13 protein-coding genes are annotated in these 17,394 nt (G+C 57.6%); 7 read left to right on the top strand and 6 right to left on the bottom strand.

Translation table 11 applies throughout. The features are described from left to right. Positions 1-41: 41 nt before the first annotated feature. Positions 42-3,128, top strand: coding sequence for a hybrid sensor histidine kinase/response regulator (locus tag ABC336_RS05070; protein WP_413237631.1), 3,087 nt, complete (start codon positions 42-44; stop codon positions 3,126-3,128). Between the two features lie 5 nt (positions 3,129-3,133). Then, positions 3,134-4,261: a response regulator gene (locus ABC336_RS05065; RefSeq protein ID WP_413237630.1), complete on the top strand. Its 1,128-nt coding sequence runs from the start codon at positions 3,134-3,136 to the stop codon at positions 4,259-4,261. Between the two features lie 7 nt (positions 4,262-4,268). Here ABC336_RS05065 and ABC336_RS05060 read toward each other — a convergent pair whose 3' ends face one another. The 4 genes from ABC336_RS05060 to ABC336_RS05045 form a co-directional block, all read right to left on the bottom strand. Further along, on the bottom strand, positions 4,269-4,751 hold the full coding sequence (locus ABC336_RS05060) for a hypothetical protein (RefSeq protein WP_413237629.1): 483 nt from the start codon (positions 4,749-4,751) through the stop codon (positions 4,269-4,271). Positions 4,752-5,041: 290 nt separating this feature from the next. After that, complete coding sequence (locus ABC336_RS05055; protein ID WP_413237628.1) at positions 5,042-5,323, bottom strand: DUF6171 family protein; 282 nt, start codon at positions 5,321-5,323, stop codon at positions 5,042-5,044. Position 5,324: 1 nt separating this feature from the next. After that, complete coding sequence (locus ABC336_RS05050; RefSeq protein ID WP_413237627.1) at positions 5,325-6,803, bottom strand: alpha-N-arabinofuranosidase; 1,479 nt, start codon at positions 6,801-6,803, stop codon at positions 5,325-5,327. 23 nt (positions 6,804-6,826) lie between these two features. Further along, positions 6,827-7,861, bottom strand: coding sequence for a substrate-binding domain-containing protein (locus tag ABC336_RS05045; RefSeq protein WP_413237626.1), 1,035 nt, complete (start codon positions 7,859-7,861; stop codon positions 6,827-6,829). A 171-nt stretch (positions 7,862-8,032) separates the two neighbouring features. Between ABC336_RS05045 and ABC336_RS05040 the strand changes: the two genes are divergently transcribed. Then, entirely contained in the window at positions 8,033-8,455 is a 423-nt protein-coding gene (locus ABC336_RS05040) for a thiol-disulfide oxidoreductase DCC family protein (RefSeq protein WP_413237625.1), read from the top strand. A gap of 113 nt (positions 8,456-8,568) precedes the next feature. Here ABC336_RS05040 and ABC336_RS05035 read toward each other — a convergent pair whose 3' ends face one another. Together ABC336_RS05035 and glsA are read right to left on the bottom strand one after the other, a co-directional pair. After that, positions 8,569-9,435, bottom strand: a complete 867-nt coding sequence (locus ABC336_RS05035; protein WP_413237624.1) for an SDR family oxidoreductase — start codon at positions 9,433-9,435, stop codon at positions 8,569-8,571. A 227-nt stretch (positions 9,436-9,662) separates the two neighbouring features. After that, positions 9,663-10,610: a glutaminase A gene (glsA, locus tag ABC336_RS05030; RefSeq protein WP_413237623.1), complete on the bottom strand. Its 948-nt coding sequence runs from the start codon at positions 10,608-10,610 to the stop codon at positions 9,663-9,665. Between the two features lie 160 nt (positions 10,611-10,770). Here glsA and ABC336_RS05025 point away from each other — a divergent pair, with 160 nt between their 5' ends. The 4 genes from ABC336_RS05025 (at position 10,771) to ABC336_RS05010 (ending at position 17,377) form a co-directional block, all read left to right on the top strand. Continuing rightward, positions 10,771-11,448 carry a tetratricopeptide repeat protein gene (locus tag ABC336_RS05025; protein ID WP_413237622.1) on the top strand — a complete coding sequence of 226 codons (678 nt, stop codon included), beginning with the start codon at positions 10,771-10,773 and terminating at the stop codon, positions 11,446-11,448. A gap of 29 nt (positions 11,449-11,477) precedes the next feature. Beyond that, positions 11,478-12,719 carry a hypothetical protein gene (locus ABC336_RS05020; protein WP_413237621.1) on the top strand — a complete coding sequence of 414 codons (1,242 nt, stop codon included), beginning with the start codon at positions 11,478-11,480 and terminating at the stop codon, positions 12,717-12,719. 144 nt (positions 12,720-12,863) lie between these two features. Further along, entirely contained in the window at positions 12,864-14,450 is a 1,587-nt protein-coding gene (locus ABC336_RS05015) for a hypothetical protein (protein WP_413237620.1), read from the top strand. Further along, positions 14,447-17,377: a DEAD/DEAH box helicase gene (locus ABC336_RS05010; RefSeq protein WP_413237619.1), complete on the top strand. Its 2,931-nt coding sequence runs from the start codon at positions 14,447-14,449 to the stop codon at positions 17,375-17,377. The genes ABC336_RS05015 and ABC336_RS05010 overlap by 4 nt, the downstream gene beginning before the upstream one ends. Positions 17,378-17,394: the final 17 nt, after the last annotated feature.

Genomic DNA, 17,394 nt, shown 5'->3' with positions numbered 1-17,394 from the left:
GATGGTAAACTGAAGAGGTGGAAAAGTATACTGGAGGACAAATGGGAAAGAGATATGCGCTGATTATATTGGCCAGCATTGCTGTTGTGATCTCGCTGCCCCTTGTCACGCTGGTGCAGATGCTGGTAGGCACGCAAGAGCCGCCGCATGCACGAGAAGGCGTGCTTGACCTGCGGGATTGGGATTTCGGGGCAGGAGGCGTAGTCCCGCTTGTGGGGGAATGGGAGTTCTACCGGAGCGAGCTGCTGCTCCCTGGAGACGGGGGCGGTGAGCCATTGACGGCTGAGCTTGTACAGGTGCCTGGCAAATGGAATGGTTACATACGAGACGACGGTCAGACGGCTGCCGAGGGATTCGCCACGTTTCGGTTGCGTATCCTCCTTCCAGAGGACGAAGAGGGCATCTACGGCCTGCACATGAAAAATATCCGGTCTGCCAGCCGGATTTTCCTGGACAACACCGAAATCGGAGCCAGCGGCATGCCCGGGCAAGATTCTCAAAGCGGCAAGCAGCGCAACGTCCCCTTTGTGGGATACGCGGCTGTCTCTGAGGATTCGCTCGACGTTATGGTACAGGTTGCTAATTACAGTTACTCGTCGGGAGGCATGATCTCACCGATTCTTTTCGGCGACCAGCGGTCCATCATCCAGAATCGGGAGTTTGCGGCAGGAGTAGACTGGATGTCGATCGTCGGTTTGTTCATCCCCGCCTGTCTGTTTATCCTGGTCTCGCGTCTGCGCAAGAGCGAATCGGCGATGCTGTATCTCGGTTTGTTCTGCCTCGGCGCGATGATCTACGTGATGACCCACGGGGAGAAGCTGCTCGGCATTATGCTGCCTGGCATGGATTATTACATCTTTATGAAAATCCAGTTCTCTTGCTCGGTGCTTGTTTATTATTTTTTGCTGCGTTATGTAGCCATCTCCTTGCCCGGGACGGTTATCCCTGCTGTATCCAGGGCCGCATTTTGGGTCACGATCGTAATGGGCTCTGCTTCGCTGCTGCTTCCGCCGCTTGTCTTTAGCCAAGTCGAAGACCTCATGCTGGCCATCTCGTTCATGAGTGTGGGATATGTGCTCTATGCGATGCTCAAAGGGCTAAGGCAGCAATCGGAAAATTTGTTTTTCATGATGATCAGCATTTACAGCATTTTGGCTATTATCTTGATTAATATTTTGGCACTTCTCGGGGTGAGATTCCCATACTATCTGACACTGTACGGAATTCTGCTCTTCGTTTTTGCTCAGGGCGTACTGATGGCGCTGAGATATGCTGCCTCCTTCCGGGAGGTGGAGCAGCTATCGGAGCGGCTGCTGACGCTGGACGGACTGAAGGATGAGTTTATGGCCAATACTTCGCATGAGCTCCGGACGCCGCTGCACGGAATCGTCAATATGGCACAGACGATGCTTGAGGGATCAGCGGGTCCGCTCAGCCGCAAGCAAGCGGAACATCTGTCGATGGTTGTGTCTACGGGCAAGCGTCTGTCGGCTCTGATCGACGACATCTTGGATTTCGCCAAGCTGAGGAACGGGGATATCGAGATCCACCGCAAGCCGGTTGACCTTAAGATGGTCGCAAGCTCAGTCGTTGAGGTGATCAGGCATGTCGATACAAAGGCGGGAGTAGAGCTGCAGGTGCAGTGGCCTGATAACCTGCCGATGCTGGATACGGATGAGGACCGTCTGCACCAGGTCCTGTTCAATCTATTGGGCAATGCGCTCAAATTCACGGATCAGGGCAGCGTCACGCTCTCTGCACGGGCTCAAGGCGACCAGGTCATTGTCTCTATTGCGGATACCGGGATCGGTATCAAGCCGGAGCGGCTGCTCACGATCTTTGACGCCTATGACCAAGGTGGGTCCGCAGTACACCGTTCCTACAAAGGAACAGGCCTCGGTCTCAGCATCACTCGCAAGCTGATCGAGCTGAACGGCGGCCGGATCTGGGTCGAATCAGTCCCTGGCGAAGGCTCGGTATTCCGATTCAGCCTGCCGGTATCCCAAGACCAATCCCAGTCACGATCTCCATCTGTCCCCGTGCAAGCACTGACTGCAGCCGCGTTGGCCGAGCATCAGGAAGAGCCTGTCACTGCTTCAGATCAAGTCCGTTCTCAGATCCTCGTCGTCGATGACGATCCGATCAACCTGCAGGTGCTGATCAATGCGCTTTCGCTTGAGAAGCATGATGTTATCCCGGTACGGAGCGGAGGGGAAGCACTGCAGGAGATTACCCGCAACCCCGCGATCGACCTGGTGATTACCGACTGGATGATGCCGGAGATGTCCGGGCTGGAGCTCTGCCGGCATATCCGCGAGGACTACCTGCTGTCCGATCTGCCGGTTCTGATGCTTACGGCCCGCAGCCGCGCAGAGGACAGCCAGACGGCATTTGCATCGGGAGCCAATGATTATCTGAGCAAACCGGTCGATCTGGGCGAGCTGAGAGCCCGCGTGCGTACGCTGCTCAAGCTCAGGCAGTCGGTTAAGCTGTCGATTCAGACCGAGGTTGCTTATCTGCAAGCCCAGATCAAGCCTCATTTTCTATATAATGCGATGAATACGATCATATCGATCTGTTACGATGACCCGGCCAAAGCCATACAACTGTTGTTTGAATTAAGCCAGTATCTGCGCAGCAGCTTCGACTTCCAGAACCGTGATCAGACCAAGCCGCTCGCCAAGGAGCTGGAGCTGGTCAAATCTTATCTGGCGCTGGAGCAGGCGCGATTCGATGACCTGTTAAACATCGTCTACGATATCGATGAGTCGGTCCGGGTATTGATCCCGCCGCTCAGCATTCAACCGATCGTGGAAAACGCCGTCCGTCACGGCGTCATGCAAAAGGAGTCCGGGGGCACAGTCAAGCTCTCGATCCGGCAGCAGGGTACAGAAGTGGAGATTGAGGTGCAGGACGACGGGGTCGGGATGCCGCCGGATCGGGCACAGATGGTCCTCTCCGGCGGCAAGGGGACGGGTGGCGTAGGTTTGCGCAATATCCACAAGCGTCTCCAATCCATCTACGGCACAGGACTTGCGATCAACACGATAGAGCAGCAAGGCACGACGATCCGGTTCCGGATTCCGGCGGGCCAGTGGAGTACATCATCCGAGGAGAGGGGTGACTGAAGGCGATGAACGCGATTCTGATCGATGACGAGAAGCCGGCGCTGCAGCAGCTCGAACGGCTGCTGAAGAAGGACGGTCGCATCCATATCGCGGGGAAGTATACATCTGCGCGCAAGGGGCTGGAGCATCTGAAGCAGCAGAAGACCGACCTGGTCTTCCTCGATATCGGGATGCCGGAGATGAACGGCTTGGAAGCCGCCGAGCATATCCAGGCCATTCATCCGGGCATCCGCATCGTCTATATTACAGCTTATGCCAATTATGCCGTCGAGGCATTCGAGCTGCATGCGCTTGATTATCTGCTCAAGCCGATCAACCCCGAGCGATTCCAAAAAACGCTGGAACGCATCTCGCAAGCGATGCATCCGGAGAAACCCGATCAGCCGCTTGCGCCGCTGGCGGCAGCGTGGATCAGCTGCTTCAAGCGCCTGGAGCTGTATCATGCGGAAGGTGAGAAAAGAAGGTTGAAATGGCGGACCTACAAGGCGCAAGAGATGTTCGCCTATCTGCTCCACCACAATGAGCGATGGGTGCTCAAGGATCAGATCGTCGATGCGGTCTGGCAGGAATATGAGCAGGACAAAGCCGTGACTTACTTGCACACAACGGTTTATCATATCCGCAAGCTGCTTAAGGATTGGGGCGTGCAGGCGAAAGTAGAATTTTCGCAGGAGCGCTATCGTCTGCTCAAGACCAATCTGGAGACTGATGTTGAGAAGTTTGAGCGTCTTGTCGAAGCCGGGGAGATAAGGGATGATGATCAGGCCAGGCGCAGCGAGCAGGCAATCTCGCTCTACCGGGGTGAATATTTGGAAGAGCATGATTATGCCTGGGCATCGCCCAAGCGCAAGCAACTGCATCAGCAGTTCATCGCCATCAATCTGCGCCTGGCGGAGTATGACTTGCGCAGGGGAGAGGACAGGCTGGCGCTTGAGCGGCTCCTGCAGCTGCAGGAGAAGGAGCCTTACTCGGAGGAGATCTGCAGGCGGGTGATGGAGGCCTTCATCAAGGCCCGCAGTCACGGGCAGGCGCGTGCGCATTACCATCATTTTGCCCAGCTGCTGCAGGATGAACTGGGTATCGAGCCGGAGCGCGAATTCAAACAGTGGGCGCAGACGCTGCTGTCGGGATAGCAGGCTGTCAATCCATAGGGGTGAATCCCTCTTCCTGCAGATATTCCCTCGCTTCCCCGGCAGTCTCGAAAGCCATCTCCAGGTTAGGGCCGTCAAATAAGTACCATAGATCGTCCTGAAAGGCAAGGACGAGCCGATGACCTTCACCGTTGGTCCATTGGCCCGGCAGCTCTGAGGAAGGGACAGAGGACTCTTGCTCAGGCTGGTCTTCTCGCTGGGCCAGAGAATCGATGGCGCTCCGCAGCAGCGTGCGGAGCGCCGCTTCGCTGTGGTCGCGAATGTTGATCAACCCTTTGTCGTCGGTCGGTTGTCCGGACAAGCGGCCGGCATAGACGAAGCCGTTGCCGTTCGGGTGCAGATGATAGACGACCGTTTTTTTATCGTACAGGCTGCCCTCGAAATGAAAATTAACACGGCCAAGCGACACATCTTTGCGAGTGAGCTCGGGGAATTGTGAGATAATCGCCAGTTTTTGATCAAAAGTCAGCATAAAGCCCTCCATGGCAAAGTGAAATGGGTGTAGTTATCATAGCACATTCGCGATAGCTTGAGCCACCTATGAGGTCATAGCGCCACAAATAAACCAAGGTCTTCGTCACTGATGACGAAGACCTTCGGCGTGGAATTAGTTCTCTCGGGGGTACCCCCAAAAGTAATCGGAATGAACTGCGAAGGCTTGCTTCACTTTTGGGGGATCATTATGTCGGGGGCACCCCCAAAAGTAATCGGAATGAGCTGCGAAGGCTTGCTTCACTTTTGGGGGAAAGTTTGGGCGATCTATTACCAGCGGGCCGCTGCCGGCTGCGGGCAACGGGACCGACGAAGACGGGCTTTCCATGCCACCAGGCAGCCGCAGTGCCGGCAGGTCGTGCCGTATTGCAGGGAGGGACATGCGCTGCACTTGGCCATTCGTTCCTCGTAAAGCGCCTCGGAAGCGAGATCTTCCGGAGGAAGCTTCCCGAGCCGATCCCACAGCCGGGCCATCTGCTCATCCGTCACCTTGACGTCGGCCGTGCAGCCCTTGCAAGGCTCCCGGCCGACAGTGATCTGCGGGTCGTTCATCCTACTGCAGCTTCACTACCAGCACGGAGGCGGCAGGTACGGTAAGCGACAGCTTGCCGCTGTCCAGCGCGGCGCCGGCAAATGGCTGCGGTAAGACGGCATCCGGCTGCTCGAAGCTGTTATGCCCCTGCAGCGAGTCATGGGCCAGTATCGTGCCGGATACGGTGCTGCGGCTGTCGTCCGCCAGATCGATCACTACAGGTGCATCCGACTCATGATGCAGGTTGCAGATCGAGATATGGAGCGCTCCGGTGCCGTCCGTGGAAGCTGAAAGGCTGAGCTGCGGGATTTTCTCCGCCCCGTAGGTGTAGTCCGGGCTGGTGAAGTCCAGTGCGACATGCTGCGCATCCTGGTGAACCTTGAACATCTCGAAGACATGGTAGGTCGGCGTAAGCACGATCTGATCTCCCTCGGTCAGGATCATCGCCTGCAGCACATTGACGAGCTGGGCGATATTCGCCATGGTGACGCGATCGCAATGGTTGTTGAACAGATTAAGGTTGATACCGGCTACGAGCGCGTCGCGGATCGTATTTTGCTGGTATAGGAAGCCGGGATTTGTGCCGGGCTCGACGTCGTACCATGTTCCCCATTCATCGACATACAGACCTACACGCTTCTCAGGGTCGTACTTGTCCATAATCGCCGAATGCTTGACGATGAGCTCTTCCATCTCGAGCGTGCGCCGCAAGGTGGTGAACCATTCCGTAACACCAAAGTCGAGCGCCGATCCTTTGCTCTTCCAGTCGCCGGTTGGCAGTGTATAGTAATGCAAGGTCAGCGCATCCATGTAACGGCCGGCATTGCGCATCAGCACTTCGGTCCACTCATAGTCGTGGGAGTTAGGTCCGCAGGCAATCTTCGTAATTTTGTTGTCGCCATAGTTGCGGACATAGGTTGCGTAACGGCGGTACTCGTCGGCATAATATTCCGGCCGCATATTGCCGCCGCAGCCCCAGTTCTCGTTGCCCACGCCAAAGTAGCTCAGCTTCCAAGGCTCTTCTTTGCCATTGGCCCGGCGCAGATTGGCCATCGGCGATTCGCCGTCGAAGGTCATGTATTCGACCCACTGCTGCATCTCGTGGACAGTGCCGCTGCCGAGGTTGCCGTTGACGTAAGGCTCTGCGCCGATCAGCTCGCACAAGCGGAAAAACTCATGTGTACCAAAATGATTGTTTTCTACGACGCCGCCCCAATGGGTATTAATCATACGTGGCCGCTGTTCAGCCGGGCCGATCCCGTCCTGCCAATGGTATTCATCGGCAAAGCAGCCGCCAGGCCAGCGAAGGACAGGAACCTTCAGCTCCCGGAGCGCTTCCAGCACGTCGTTCCTCATACCTTCGGTATTGGGGATAGGGGAGTCGTGGCCGACCCAGATGCCTTCATAGATGCATCGGCCCAGATGCTCGGAGAAATGGCCGTAGATGTTTTTGTTGATCGTGCCTTTGCCTGCTTGCGGACGAACAGTTACTTGTACCATAATAAGTCAGAGCTCCTCTCATATTAAGGGGTTGCAACGGGAATGAAGGTCTCCCGGATGATCAAGGTTGCCGGCAGCATGCGCTGTTCACCGGCAGTGGGGATATCGCCGCGGCCGTTGCGCAGAATCCGCATCAGCTCTGCGGAGAGCAGCTTCATGTCCAGATCGAAGGTGGACAAACCAGGGGCGAATTGGGAAGCCAGCTGGATATTATCGCAGCCGATCACGGCGAGTGCATCAGGCACGACTACCGTTTTCTCCTTCAATCGCTGGATCAGACCGACGGCCATCCAGTCATTGGCGGCGAATACAGCCTTGGGGCCGTCGCCGGCTGCCAGCCATTCCGCCAGTTGGGGGGCGGCATCGTAGCCGCCGGACCAATTCATTTTGCTAGTGATCGTAAACGCTTGCAATCCGTGTTCGTCCAGTGTGTCCAAAAAGCCTTGCTTGCGATGCAGCGCCGAAGGAAACCGTTCGGGACCCCCCAGCAGCGCGATCTGCCGGTACCCGGCTTCATGGAGCAGGATCGCAGCTCTCTCGCCGATCGCATAATCATCAAATCTAAGGTGGATTGCCCCCGGCAGCATCCCGTCTCCCTGCACGACAATAATCGTGCTGTAAGCTTGCGCAAGTGCGGCCTGAAGCTCTGGCGAGACGACACCGATTATGACGAGAGGCACCAGCGGATCTTGCGGGCCAATCTGTGTTTCATGGACCATGACGAGCGCGATGGCATGCAGGGCAGCCATTGTCGTCACCTCGACAAGAAATTCATTGTAAAACGGGTCGGTGCCTTTAATATCAGGCGAGCGAAACAAATGCAGTGTCTGAATCCGGGTTCTCGGCGTAGTATAAGTGCCTCTGCCCTGGGTCTGCGATAGCAGGCCTTCATCGACCAGTTGCTTGACGGCCGCACGGATACTGATTCTGCTTACGCCGAACTGCACCGCCAGCTCGCGTTCGGGAGCAATCCGCACCGGTGAAGACGACTGGAGCGCCAGGATCTGTTCCCTAAGCCGGGAAGCCAGCTGCTCGCGCAGCAGCGGTTTTTTGTTCATTCCATTCCTCCAATGCAATATTCCATACCAATGTAGTACCTTTGATGCCAATAGAGTACCAATTAACATCTGACTTGTAAAGCACTTTCTCCCGCATCTTTCATGATGAGTTGAAAAGGGGTACACTAAGTACCATATGCGATGCGCGATGCTGCTGGAGGAGGTTGGGGGATGAATCAGGATGGAGGGGAAGAGCCAGGAACGATCATGTTGTTTGACGGGTATTGCGGCATGTGCTGTCGGAGTGTGCAGTTTGTGCTGAAGCGCGACCGGAACGCCCGGTTCCGCTTCGCGTCCCTGCAGAGCCGCATCGGGCGCCGCCTGGTCAAGCGACATGGCGCTGAGGAGATTGATAGCATCATGCTCCTGCAGGATGGACAGCTATACGTGAAGTCGGATGCCGCGCTGCGTGTCGGCAGTCAGCTCGGCGGGCTCTGGCGGCTGTGCCAATGGTTGCTCCGCGTGCCGCGTCCATGGCGGGATGCGGTATATGACGGGGTCGCCCGCAACCGGTACCGCTGGTTCGGCAAGCGAGAGACGTGCATGCTGCCCGCCGCGCATGAAAGGGAGAGATTCCTGGAAGACGGATCGTGAGACAGTCGGCCGAGTGCCTGTAATCCGACGCAGCCGCGGCTTCGCTTCATACCTAAGAGGGCTGTCTCCTGGCGCACGCGGCCAGGAGACAGCCCTATCCTGCTGATCGCGGGTTAGCCGTTGATGACTTCGCCGCCGTTGATATGAAGCATCTGCCCGGTCATATAAGATGAATCGTCGCAGGCCAGATATACATACGCTGCGGCAAGCTCGCGAGGCTGTCCGGGACGCTGCATCGGCGTATCCGCACCGAATGTCGCGACTTGCGACTCCTCGAAGGTCGAAGGGATCAGCGGTGTCCAGATCGGTCCCGGAGCGACGCCGTTCACCCGGATGCCCCGGCCGGCGATGTTGGTCGAGAGCGAGCGCGTGAATGAGACGATAGCGCCTTTCGTTGCCGAGTAATCGAGCAGGTTGGCGCTGCCCCGGTATGCGGTGACGGAAGCGGTGTTGATAATGGCAGCGCCTTGCTTCAGATGCGGCAGGGCGGCCTTGGTCAGATAGAACATCGAGAAGATATTGGTCCGGAACGTTTTCTCAAGCTGCTCGTCGGAGATATCCTCCAACTGCTGTTGCGGATGCTGCTCGGCAGCATTGTTCACCAGCACGTCCAGCTTGCCGAACGTATCCATCGTCTGATTGATCACATCGGCACAAAAGCTGGCATCGCCAACATCGCCAGCCAGCAGGAGGCAGCGGCGCCCGGCTTGCTCGATGTGGCGCTGGGTCAGCTTGGCATCCTCATGCTCGTCAAGATAGACGACGACGACATCTGCGCCTTCTTTGGCGTAGGCGATGGCCGCGGCACGGCCGATCCCGCTGTCGCCGCCGGTGATGATGGCCACTTTGTCAGCGAGTTTGCCGGCAGCCTTGTAGCTGGCGGAGTCAAATTCCGGCAGCGGCGTCATCTCGGATTCGAGACCGGGCCGGCGATCCTGGTGCTGGGGCGGGTTGATCTGCTTTCCACTGCTTGAAGGCATGATATCCATCCTTTCCTGCGGGGACAAGCCCGAGTTGTAATTGCTGAATACTGCATGTACAAAAAAGGGTTGTTCTCGTTTCAATTATAAGTCTGACCCTTATTCCATGCATGCATTCAACGGAATGGCTGCACCGACAGAATCGGTGTCAACCGGTTCACCTTGAATTACCCCTCACCAGGAAAATGGAAACGCAGTAATCTCGTTGTCCCCGGCGTTCAACAGCATTAAAATATGCTCCATTGATAGTGGGAGGACATCTTCTGCAGCAGATGCAGGCCGGCGGTGCTGTTGCCTTTGCGGTTAAGCGCCGGGCCGATCACACCGATGCCGTAACGGCCGGGGACGAGCGCAAGGATACCGCCGGAGACACCGCTTTTGGCGGGGATCCCGGCCTGGATGGCAAATTCGCCGGAAGCGTTGTACATCCCGCAGGTAACCATAAACGTTTTGGCGATCTGAACATAACGGTAGGGGATGATCTCCTGACCGGTGACGAGGTCGAAGCCGCCGTTGGCGAGGACCATCCCCATGCGGGCCAACTGCTCGCAATTGACCTCAAGGGAGCATTGCCGGAAATAGACGTCCAGCACGTCTTCGACTTCGGTCTCATCGGAGAGAACATCGTTATCTTTGAGGAAATAAGCGAGCGAACGGTTGCGATGGGCAGTCTGCTTCTCCGACGTATATACTTCGTGGCTGTAATCAATTGTCGGGTCGCCGGCGATCAGGCGGAAAAAATCACGGATCCGGCTAAACTGCTCATCGATGGAATCGCCTTTGATTAGCGCTGTAACTGCGATGGCGCCGGCGTTAATCAAGGGATTGAACGGCTTGCCCGGCTCCACAAGCTCAAGCTTCAGCATCGAATTGTAATCGTCGCCCGAGGGCTCCATCCCGACATGGCGGAATACGTGCTCTTCGCCACGATCCATCAGGGCAAGCAGTAAAGTGAATACTTTGGAAATACTCTGCATCGTAAATGACAGACTGCAGTCGCCTGCGGTCACGAAGTCACCGTTAGTATCGATCAGCATGCAGCCAAGGGCATCGGCCGGCGCATGAGCGAGCTCGGGGATATAATCGGCGACTTTGCCATCGGAGGCAGCCTGTCGGCTCTGGTTGAGCCATAACGGAAGATGCTTCGTGATATGTTCCATTTCGGCTGTAGGCATAGCGGCGCTCCTCTCCACGTTTTATTTCTCTTGCTCACTACTTCGACACAGGTCCAGGCACTCCCTGCGATCACCGGACACTTTGCCAGGATGCCGACTGAATCGAGGAAAAATATGCTATGATATATGATAATGGAATGAATGCTGGTGGAGGGGAAATATGGGCAAATTTCTAATATTCTCGCTGCTGTGGTGGATCGTCGGCAATCCGTTCATCGCCATCCTCATCCTGCTGGTCGTCCTGTATTTGCTGGACCGGCGTTTTCTGGGACTCTCGCCAAGTCTTGCGAAGCCGCTGCGGCGCCGCAGCCGGATCGCCAAGCTGCGTCAGCAGCTGATGCTCAATCCCAATGATATCGCGGCCAAGCATGAGCTGGCGCGGGCACTGATCGAGCGCAAGAGTTACCGGGATGCCCGGAAGACGCTTGAATCCATGGGAGACGCGCTGGAGGATTCGGCCGAGTACTGGGACGATCTCGGGACGGCCTATCTGCAGACCGGCGAGCCGGAGAAGGGTGAAGAGGCGATCGGACGCGCCTTGTCTATCAATCCGCGGGTGAAATACGGCGAGCCGTATCTCCGGCTGGCCGGTCTATACAGCCAGCGGGGGCAGTCAGAGACGGCGATTCGCTATCTGGAGGCTTTTGGCGTCATTCATTCATCCTCCAGCGAAGCGTATTACAAGCTAGGTCTTCTGTACACACAGCTCGGACGCAGCCAGGAGGCGCGTCAGGCATTCGACGAGGCGGGGCTGATCTATCAGTCGCTGCCGCGCTACAAGAAACGCCAGGAGCGGAGATGGGCGCTGCTCAGCAAGCTGCGCAAGATGCGGGCCTGAAGCTTGATCATTAGACCAGGGGATGTTGCATGACGATGAAACGAATGCCGTGGTGGAAAACCTTACTACTTGTCGTTGTTATTGTTGGCAGCACGCACGCCATTTATTATCAGCTGACCAGGCAATCGCTCGAGGACAGCCTTAACCACGAGCTTGACGCGGTTGCCGGGCAGGTGGAGATCTCGATCGAGCAGTCCAGGCTTGGCGCGGAGAAGTATCAGGAGCAGATCGGACGACAGCTGCGCAGCGTCTCGATTGCGGCGCAGTATGCGCTTGATGCGGATATCGAAAATGTGCGTAACGAGCAATTGGTTGAACTCAGCGAGCGGCTCGGCGTGCTGCACATTACGCTGCTCAAGCGGACCGAGGACAATATCGTACTCTATAAATCATCCGATCCCCAGCAGCTGGGCCTGAAGACAGGGACATGGAAGCCTTGGTACGAGGCGTTCAACCAGTTGTTCGACGACCATCAAGTAACGATTGACTGGGGGCAGTCGCTGGACAATTTCTGGACGGGACCATTTGAAGTCGCCACTTCGGATACGAGCAAAGTGCGTAAATGGGGATATTATTATGACGGTACGACCAATTACATCATCGATCCGTACGTCAGTTACGAGCTCCAGGAGGCATATGAAGCCGTGACGGGCGCCAACCGGCTAATCGAGCAATCGCTGCGCAAAAACGCCTCTATTCTTGAGATCGGCGCCGTCAATCCGAGCACCTATCCACTTGGCGAACAACTGACCGAAACCGAGCTCGGAGAAGAGCTGCGCCATATTACACAGCTGCCGGTATTTTATGGTTCCAATAACTACACCGACAGCAGGGAGCTCGAGCATATCGCTGCCGCTTACGCGACCAATCAGCCAGTAACGGTCAAGGCTGTGATGGGCGGCAAGACGGTGATGAAAAAATATGTCCCGGTCACGATCGACCGAGTGGCGAGCATCCTCGATGCCGATGGTCTGCCGCTGGAACGCTATGTCTTGACCGTGGTCTCCGACTACCGGCACGTCCAGTCGACGCTGACCCGCCAACATCTCATGCTGGCGGCGCTCGCTGCTGTCATGATCATCTGCACGCTGGTGTTGATCCGGAATGTGAGGCGTACCGAGAGGGCTGCGGCCAATCATGAGGCCGCGGGGACTTATGAGATTCGCCAACATGCAGCAATGTTGCACGCGCTTGCCAGAGAGGGCAAGGTAGAAGAACTGCAAGCCTATACACAGCGCTGGCTGGACGATACCGAACGGGATCCGCAGTAGCCGCACAGATCTGACGAACCTAACAAGCCTTCATGCGGGATTTACCGACGTGAGGGCTTTTTTGCTTCGTAATAGAATTTATTTCCGGGCTCTTATGTGTGGTATAATTGAAAGATGCCTTTATGAACGGAGGAGTCTGAGGATATGACCGCAAGCCTAGCCGATGGACAGTGGAATGCTATAAACAAGCAACTGATCGCACATGCCACCGAGTCGGTGCTGGAGCAAGGGATGACTTGCTTCCGGGGCGGCATGGTCCGGTCCGTGGAACCGACAGCCGAAGATAGAGTTTACGGGTTTGTGGCAGATGAGCGGATACTTGCCGTCATCCTGGATCTGGATCATCTCGGCTACAGCAAATGCACCTGTGAGGCAGACATGTGCTGCAAGCATCTGATAGCGGTATGGTATGCCTTTTGTGCGCGGCTCGGGATCGATCCCCAGTCCGTACACGAGCATCTGAAGCGCGGCGAGATTGCCGGCTACGGAACGCCGCAGAGAGAGCGCGACGGACGGGAGCGGCCCTCGAGCCCCGGCGAGGAGGGCGGCGTCGCTGCATGGCGAGCGTGGTTCCAGGAGGTGTACGGCGAGGTGTGGCAGCAGTGCCGGCAGTCGCTACACCCGATGCAGTCGGTGCTGTCGGAGATGAAGGGCTCGGCCAAATACTGGGATAAAGCCAGGCAGCGGTATCATTGGCTTCACACGATCGAATTTGTGCTGGAACAGGTGGAGCTGGCCTATGCGGCCACTGATTCATACAGCCGTTACTATTACGAGATGTCCTTCACCCGCTCCGTCGACCCGTGGATCGCTCATTTTCATGAGCTTACGGAGTCGCTAAGCTTTGTGAAACTGACTCCTTGGGAGGAGAGCTGGCTGGAAGCGCTGATCGAAGCGCTGCGGACCATGGCGTTAGCTCCTGAGCCGAGTCTGCTGCGATGGGACCGGTTGTATCATCTCATCTGGGAGCGGCTGGCTGCGGAGCAGACATGGCGGCAGACCGAACAGCAGAAGCTGGAGGCGCTGCTCGGCCACAACGCCGGGCTAGAGAAGCGGCAGCTTACTTTTATTCAAGCCGCTATGGCCCACTTTGATGTCGTAGCCTATCAGGATGAGGAGGCTGTGGACCGGCTGCGGGACGTTGATTTCGACCGGATCGCGGATCTGGTCTACAGCTTTGCGGATCAACGGCTCGAAGAGCGGGCGTGGGGGGCCTTCCGGCGGTGGATGGATTATCTCCACGAGCAGTTGGCTGACTGCCGCAATGCGGCGATCCTGCGCCCCTATCTTGCCCTGTGCCGTCAGGCCGATGTTCGTCAGCCTGAAGCGGGCCGCCTGTGGTCCGAGCGGATGATAGCGCTGCTCCCGCATGCGTATGCCGAGCTCTCGGAGCATTGGCTGGAGCGCGCCGATTACGAAGCGTGGGCCGATCTGCAGCTCTTCATCGGCGCCCGGCCGCAGGAGCTGGATGTTCAGGATCTGCGAGCTGTCGCCAGGCATGCGCCTTCCGTGCTGATCCCGCTCTACCATCAGGCTGTGGACGAAGCGATCCTCTCGCGCAATCGTCAAGGTTACCGCAACGCCGTCAAGCTCATGAAGAAGCTGGAGAAGCTCTATCAAGCCGACGGCCGCCACGGCCAATGGGAGAGCTTCGTGGATCACCTCTCCCACAAGTACCAGCGCCTCCGGGCGCTTCAGGAAGAACTGTGGAAAGGAAAGGTTGTGACATGAGCAAGCCGATGGAAACGAAAAGCTGGATCGTCGATGGCCGCTGGCTGCCAGGGGAAGGTCTCTGGCTATCGGGCGCAGGGTGGCAGGGCTCGGTGCAGCGGCTCAAGTATCTGCTATTCGCCTGGCATGCAGGGTCATGGTATGGCGCGGAGGCCGAGGAGCGCCGGGTTGATGGATATGACGGACTGCTGCTGCCGCCTCTCATGGCAATGGATTATGCGTCTTCTCCGCAGCCGGTGCGTCTCCTGGCTGTGCAGTGGTCCGCCCAGGCCTCCCTGCTGCTGACGAGCGCCCGGCTGATCCGCCGTTGTCTGCTGCACGGCTGGTATGCCCCCCAGCCGGCGGGCTGGCAGGCGGGCGGTCAAAGGTGGCAGCTTTGGCTGCCTGCGTCTGACCGCCGTGAAGAGGCTGACACGGCGGCGCTGGAAGCAGCCGATCCTGTTGTACTTCACGACTGGCTCAGTCTGGCCGTCGATGAGGCGATTGCCAGAGATCCGGGGGCTGCCGCGGCAGCACAGGAGCTGAGCGGCCGCCTCAGAGGCGGCGAAGGCGGGGAGGATGAAGAGGAGTGGTGGGTAGCGGCGGGCTGGAAGAGGGATGACACCCCCTTCCGGATCCTCCTGCAGCTGCTGGAGCCGGGAGAGCATGCAGGCTGGCGGCTGGCGATCGTCCTGCAGGACAAGGACCGTACTGCCCGCAGATTTGTCGTGCAGCGGGGCCAGGGCTCCTTGGGCTGGACCGCTTACCCCGAAGATGAAGAGGCGGCACTGGAGTTCCCAGGCAGCTGGAAGACCGAGCTGGCGGCTGTGATGGAGAAGGAGGAACGCCGCTGGCAGCGGGTCTTTCCTGAGTGGGAAGACCCGCTGCACCCGGGACGGATCCGGCTGGCGCTGGAAGAGCAGGAGGCATGGATGTTCCTCGAGGAAGGCAGCCTGCGGCTGCTTCAGGCGGGCGGCTCGGTCCTGCTCCCGGGATGGTGGGAAGCGGCGCGCAGACGCAAGCCGCGGCTCAAAGCCAAGGTCAAGTCTTCGGTGGGGTCTGCCGAGCAGTCGATGTTCGGACTGGATCAGATCGTTCAGTTCGATTGGAAGCTGGCCGTAGGCGATCTCGACCTTAGCGAGGAAGACTTCATGCAGATGGTCCGCGAGAATCGCAGGCTCCTGCAGATGGGCAATGAATGGGTACATCTGGATGCCGGGGATCTGCGGCGATTGCAGCAGTGGATGAAGCGCTCTGGCAAGAAGCGGGGCCTCACCTTCCGGGAAGTGCTGGAGCTGCATCTGCGCGGCGAGTCGGTAGATATGGAGTCGCAAGAGGAACAGGAGGAGGGCCTTCGCACCGAGATCGAGCTGAACCAGCATCTCGAACGATGGCTGGAGCAGCTGCAGTCAGTCTCTGAACTGCCGCTGATCGACAAGCCGGCGGGGTTTGCCGGCGAGCTGCGGCCCTATCAGCTTCAAGGCGTATCGTGGCTTGCTTTTTTGCGCAGCTTCGGCCTGGGTGCCTGTCTTGCGGATGATATGGGACTGGGCAAGACGATTCAGTTTACCGCCTATCTGCTGCACATTAAGGAGATCGAACGTCAGCTGGCCTCAGCGACTGCGGGACATGAAGAGGCCGGCCCCGGCAGCTCGCCGTCTCTGCTTATCTGTCCGACATCGGTTATCGGCAACTGGGAGAAAGAGCTGGAGCGATTTGCGCCATCCCTGCAGACGCGGATTCATTATGGTCCGCGGCGCGCCAAGGGAGAAGAATTCGCCGCAGCCGTAAAAGGCGCTGATCTGGTCATCACCTCCTATGCGCTGGCTCCGCTGGATGAGGAGGAGCTCAGCAGTATCGAATGGAATGCCCTGTGCCTTGACGAGGCCCAGAATATCAAGAATATCTATACGAAGCAATCAGCTGCCATCCGCCGGCTCCCGGCCTATCATCGCATTGCGATGACCGGCACGCCGATGGAGAACCGGTTGACCGAGCTGTGGTCGATCCATGATTTCATGAATCCGGGCTATCTGGGCCAGCTCGCCAAGTTCCGGAGGGAGGTCGTGCAGCCGATCGAGCGAACGCGGGACAGCGAACAGATCCGGCGATTGCGGCAATGGGTCAATCCATTCATGCTTCGGCGGCTCAAGAAGGATCCGGCGATCCAGCTGGAGCTGCCTGAGAAGAATGAAGCGCGGACCTATATCTCGCTTACGGTGGAGCAGGGTACGCTCTATGAGAATACGGTAAGCGAGCTGCTGGAGAAACTGGATACCCTCACGCCGATGCAGCGGCGGGGGCTGATTCTGGCTACGCTGACCAAGCTCAAGCAGCTATGCAACCACCCCGCACTCCTCCTCAAAGACAGTCGGATCGCGTTGGAACAGTGGGACCCGATGCGCTCCAACAAAATGACGCGGCTGCTGGAGATGATCGAGGAGATCGCTGCCGAGGGAGAGCGTTGCCTTATTTTCACACAATTTGTGGGTATGGGCCGGATGATTCAGCAGCAGCTGCAAAAGCAATTTGGGTGGCAGGTGCCTTATCTTCACGGTGCGGTTCCGAAGGAAGAGCGCGATGCGATGATCGATGATTTTCAGAACGGCAGGACGCCGGGCTGCGCTTTCGTCCTGTCTCTCAAAGCCGGCGGCACCGGGCTCAACCTGACCGCTGCCAATCATGTGTTCCACTTTGACCGCTGGTGGAACCCTGCAGTGGAGAACCAGGCGACGGACCGGGCGTTCCGGATCGGCCAGTCGCGAACAGTACAGGTACACAAGTTTGTGACGCTCGGGACGCTGGAGGAGAGGATCGACGAGATGATCGCCAGGAAGCAGATGCTCAACGATCAGGTCGTCAGCGCATCGGAGAACTGGATCACGGAGCTCTCCAATGAGGAGCTGGCATCCTTGTTCACCTTGCGCAAAACTTTGGTTGATGGATAGGTTCAGACGGGAGGGAG

The sequence above is a fragment of the Paenibacillus jepli genome (genome assembly GCF_047238105.1).
GTDB lineage: Bacteria > Bacillota > Bacilli > Paenibacillales > Paenibacillaceae > Paenibacillus_D.
Note: the sequence above shows the minus strand (reverse complement) of the source record. Positions and strands in the feature narration are given on the sequence as shown.

What these genes read in the sequence shown, in the direction of transcription:
- ABC336_RS05035 (WP_413237624.1), bottom strand. Translation starts at nt 9,435, where the DNA reads ATGCCTTCAAGCAGTGGAAAGCAGATCAACCCGCCCCAGCACCAGGAT.
- ABC336_RS05070 (WP_413237631.1), top strand. Translation starts at nt 42, where the DNA reads ATGGGAAAGAGATATGCGCTGATTATATTGGCCAGCATTGCTGTTGTG.
- ABC336_RS05015 (WP_413237620.1), top strand. Translation starts at nt 12,864, where the DNA reads ATGACCGCAAGCCTAGCCGATGGACAGTGGAATGCTATAAACAAGCAA.
- ABC336_RS05025 (WP_413237622.1), top strand. Translation starts at nt 10,771, where the DNA reads ATGGGCAAATTTCTAATATTCTCGCTGCTGTGGTGGATCGTCGGCAAT.
- ABC336_RS05010 (WP_413237619.1), top strand. Translation starts at nt 14,447, where the DNA reads ATGAGCAAGCCGATGGAAACGAAAAGCTGGATCGTCGATGGCCGCTGG.
- ABC336_RS05020 (WP_413237621.1), top strand. Translation starts at nt 11,478, where the DNA reads ATGACGATGAAACGAATGCCGTGGTGGAAAACCTTACTACTTGTCGTT.
- ABC336_RS05040 (WP_413237625.1), top strand. Translation starts at nt 8,033, where the DNA reads ATGAATCAGGATGGAGGGGAAGAGCCAGGAACGATCATGTTGTTTGAC.
- glsA (WP_413237623.1), bottom strand. Translation starts at nt 10,610, where the DNA reads ATGCCTACAGCCGAAATGGAACATATCACGAAGCATCTTCCGTTATGG.
- ABC336_RS05060 (WP_413237629.1), bottom strand. Translation starts at nt 4,751, where the DNA reads ATGCTGACTTTTGATCAAAAACTGGCGATTATCTCACAATTCCCCGAG.
- ABC336_RS05045 (WP_413237626.1), bottom strand. Translation starts at nt 7,861, where the DNA reads ATGAACAAAAAACCGCTGCTGCGCGAGCAGCTGGCTTCCCGGCTTAGG.
- ABC336_RS05065 (WP_413237630.1), top strand. Translation starts at nt 3,134, where the DNA reads ATGAACGCGATTCTGATCGATGACGAGAAGCCGGCGCTGCAGCAGCTC.
- ABC336_RS05055 (WP_413237628.1), bottom strand. Translation starts at nt 5,323, where the DNA reads ATGAACGACCCGCAGATCACTGTCGGCCGGGAGCCTTGCAAGGGCTGC.
- ABC336_RS05050 (WP_413237627.1), bottom strand. Translation starts at nt 6,803, where the DNA reads ATGGTACAAGTAACTGTTCGTCCGCAAGCAGGCAAAGGCACGATCAAC.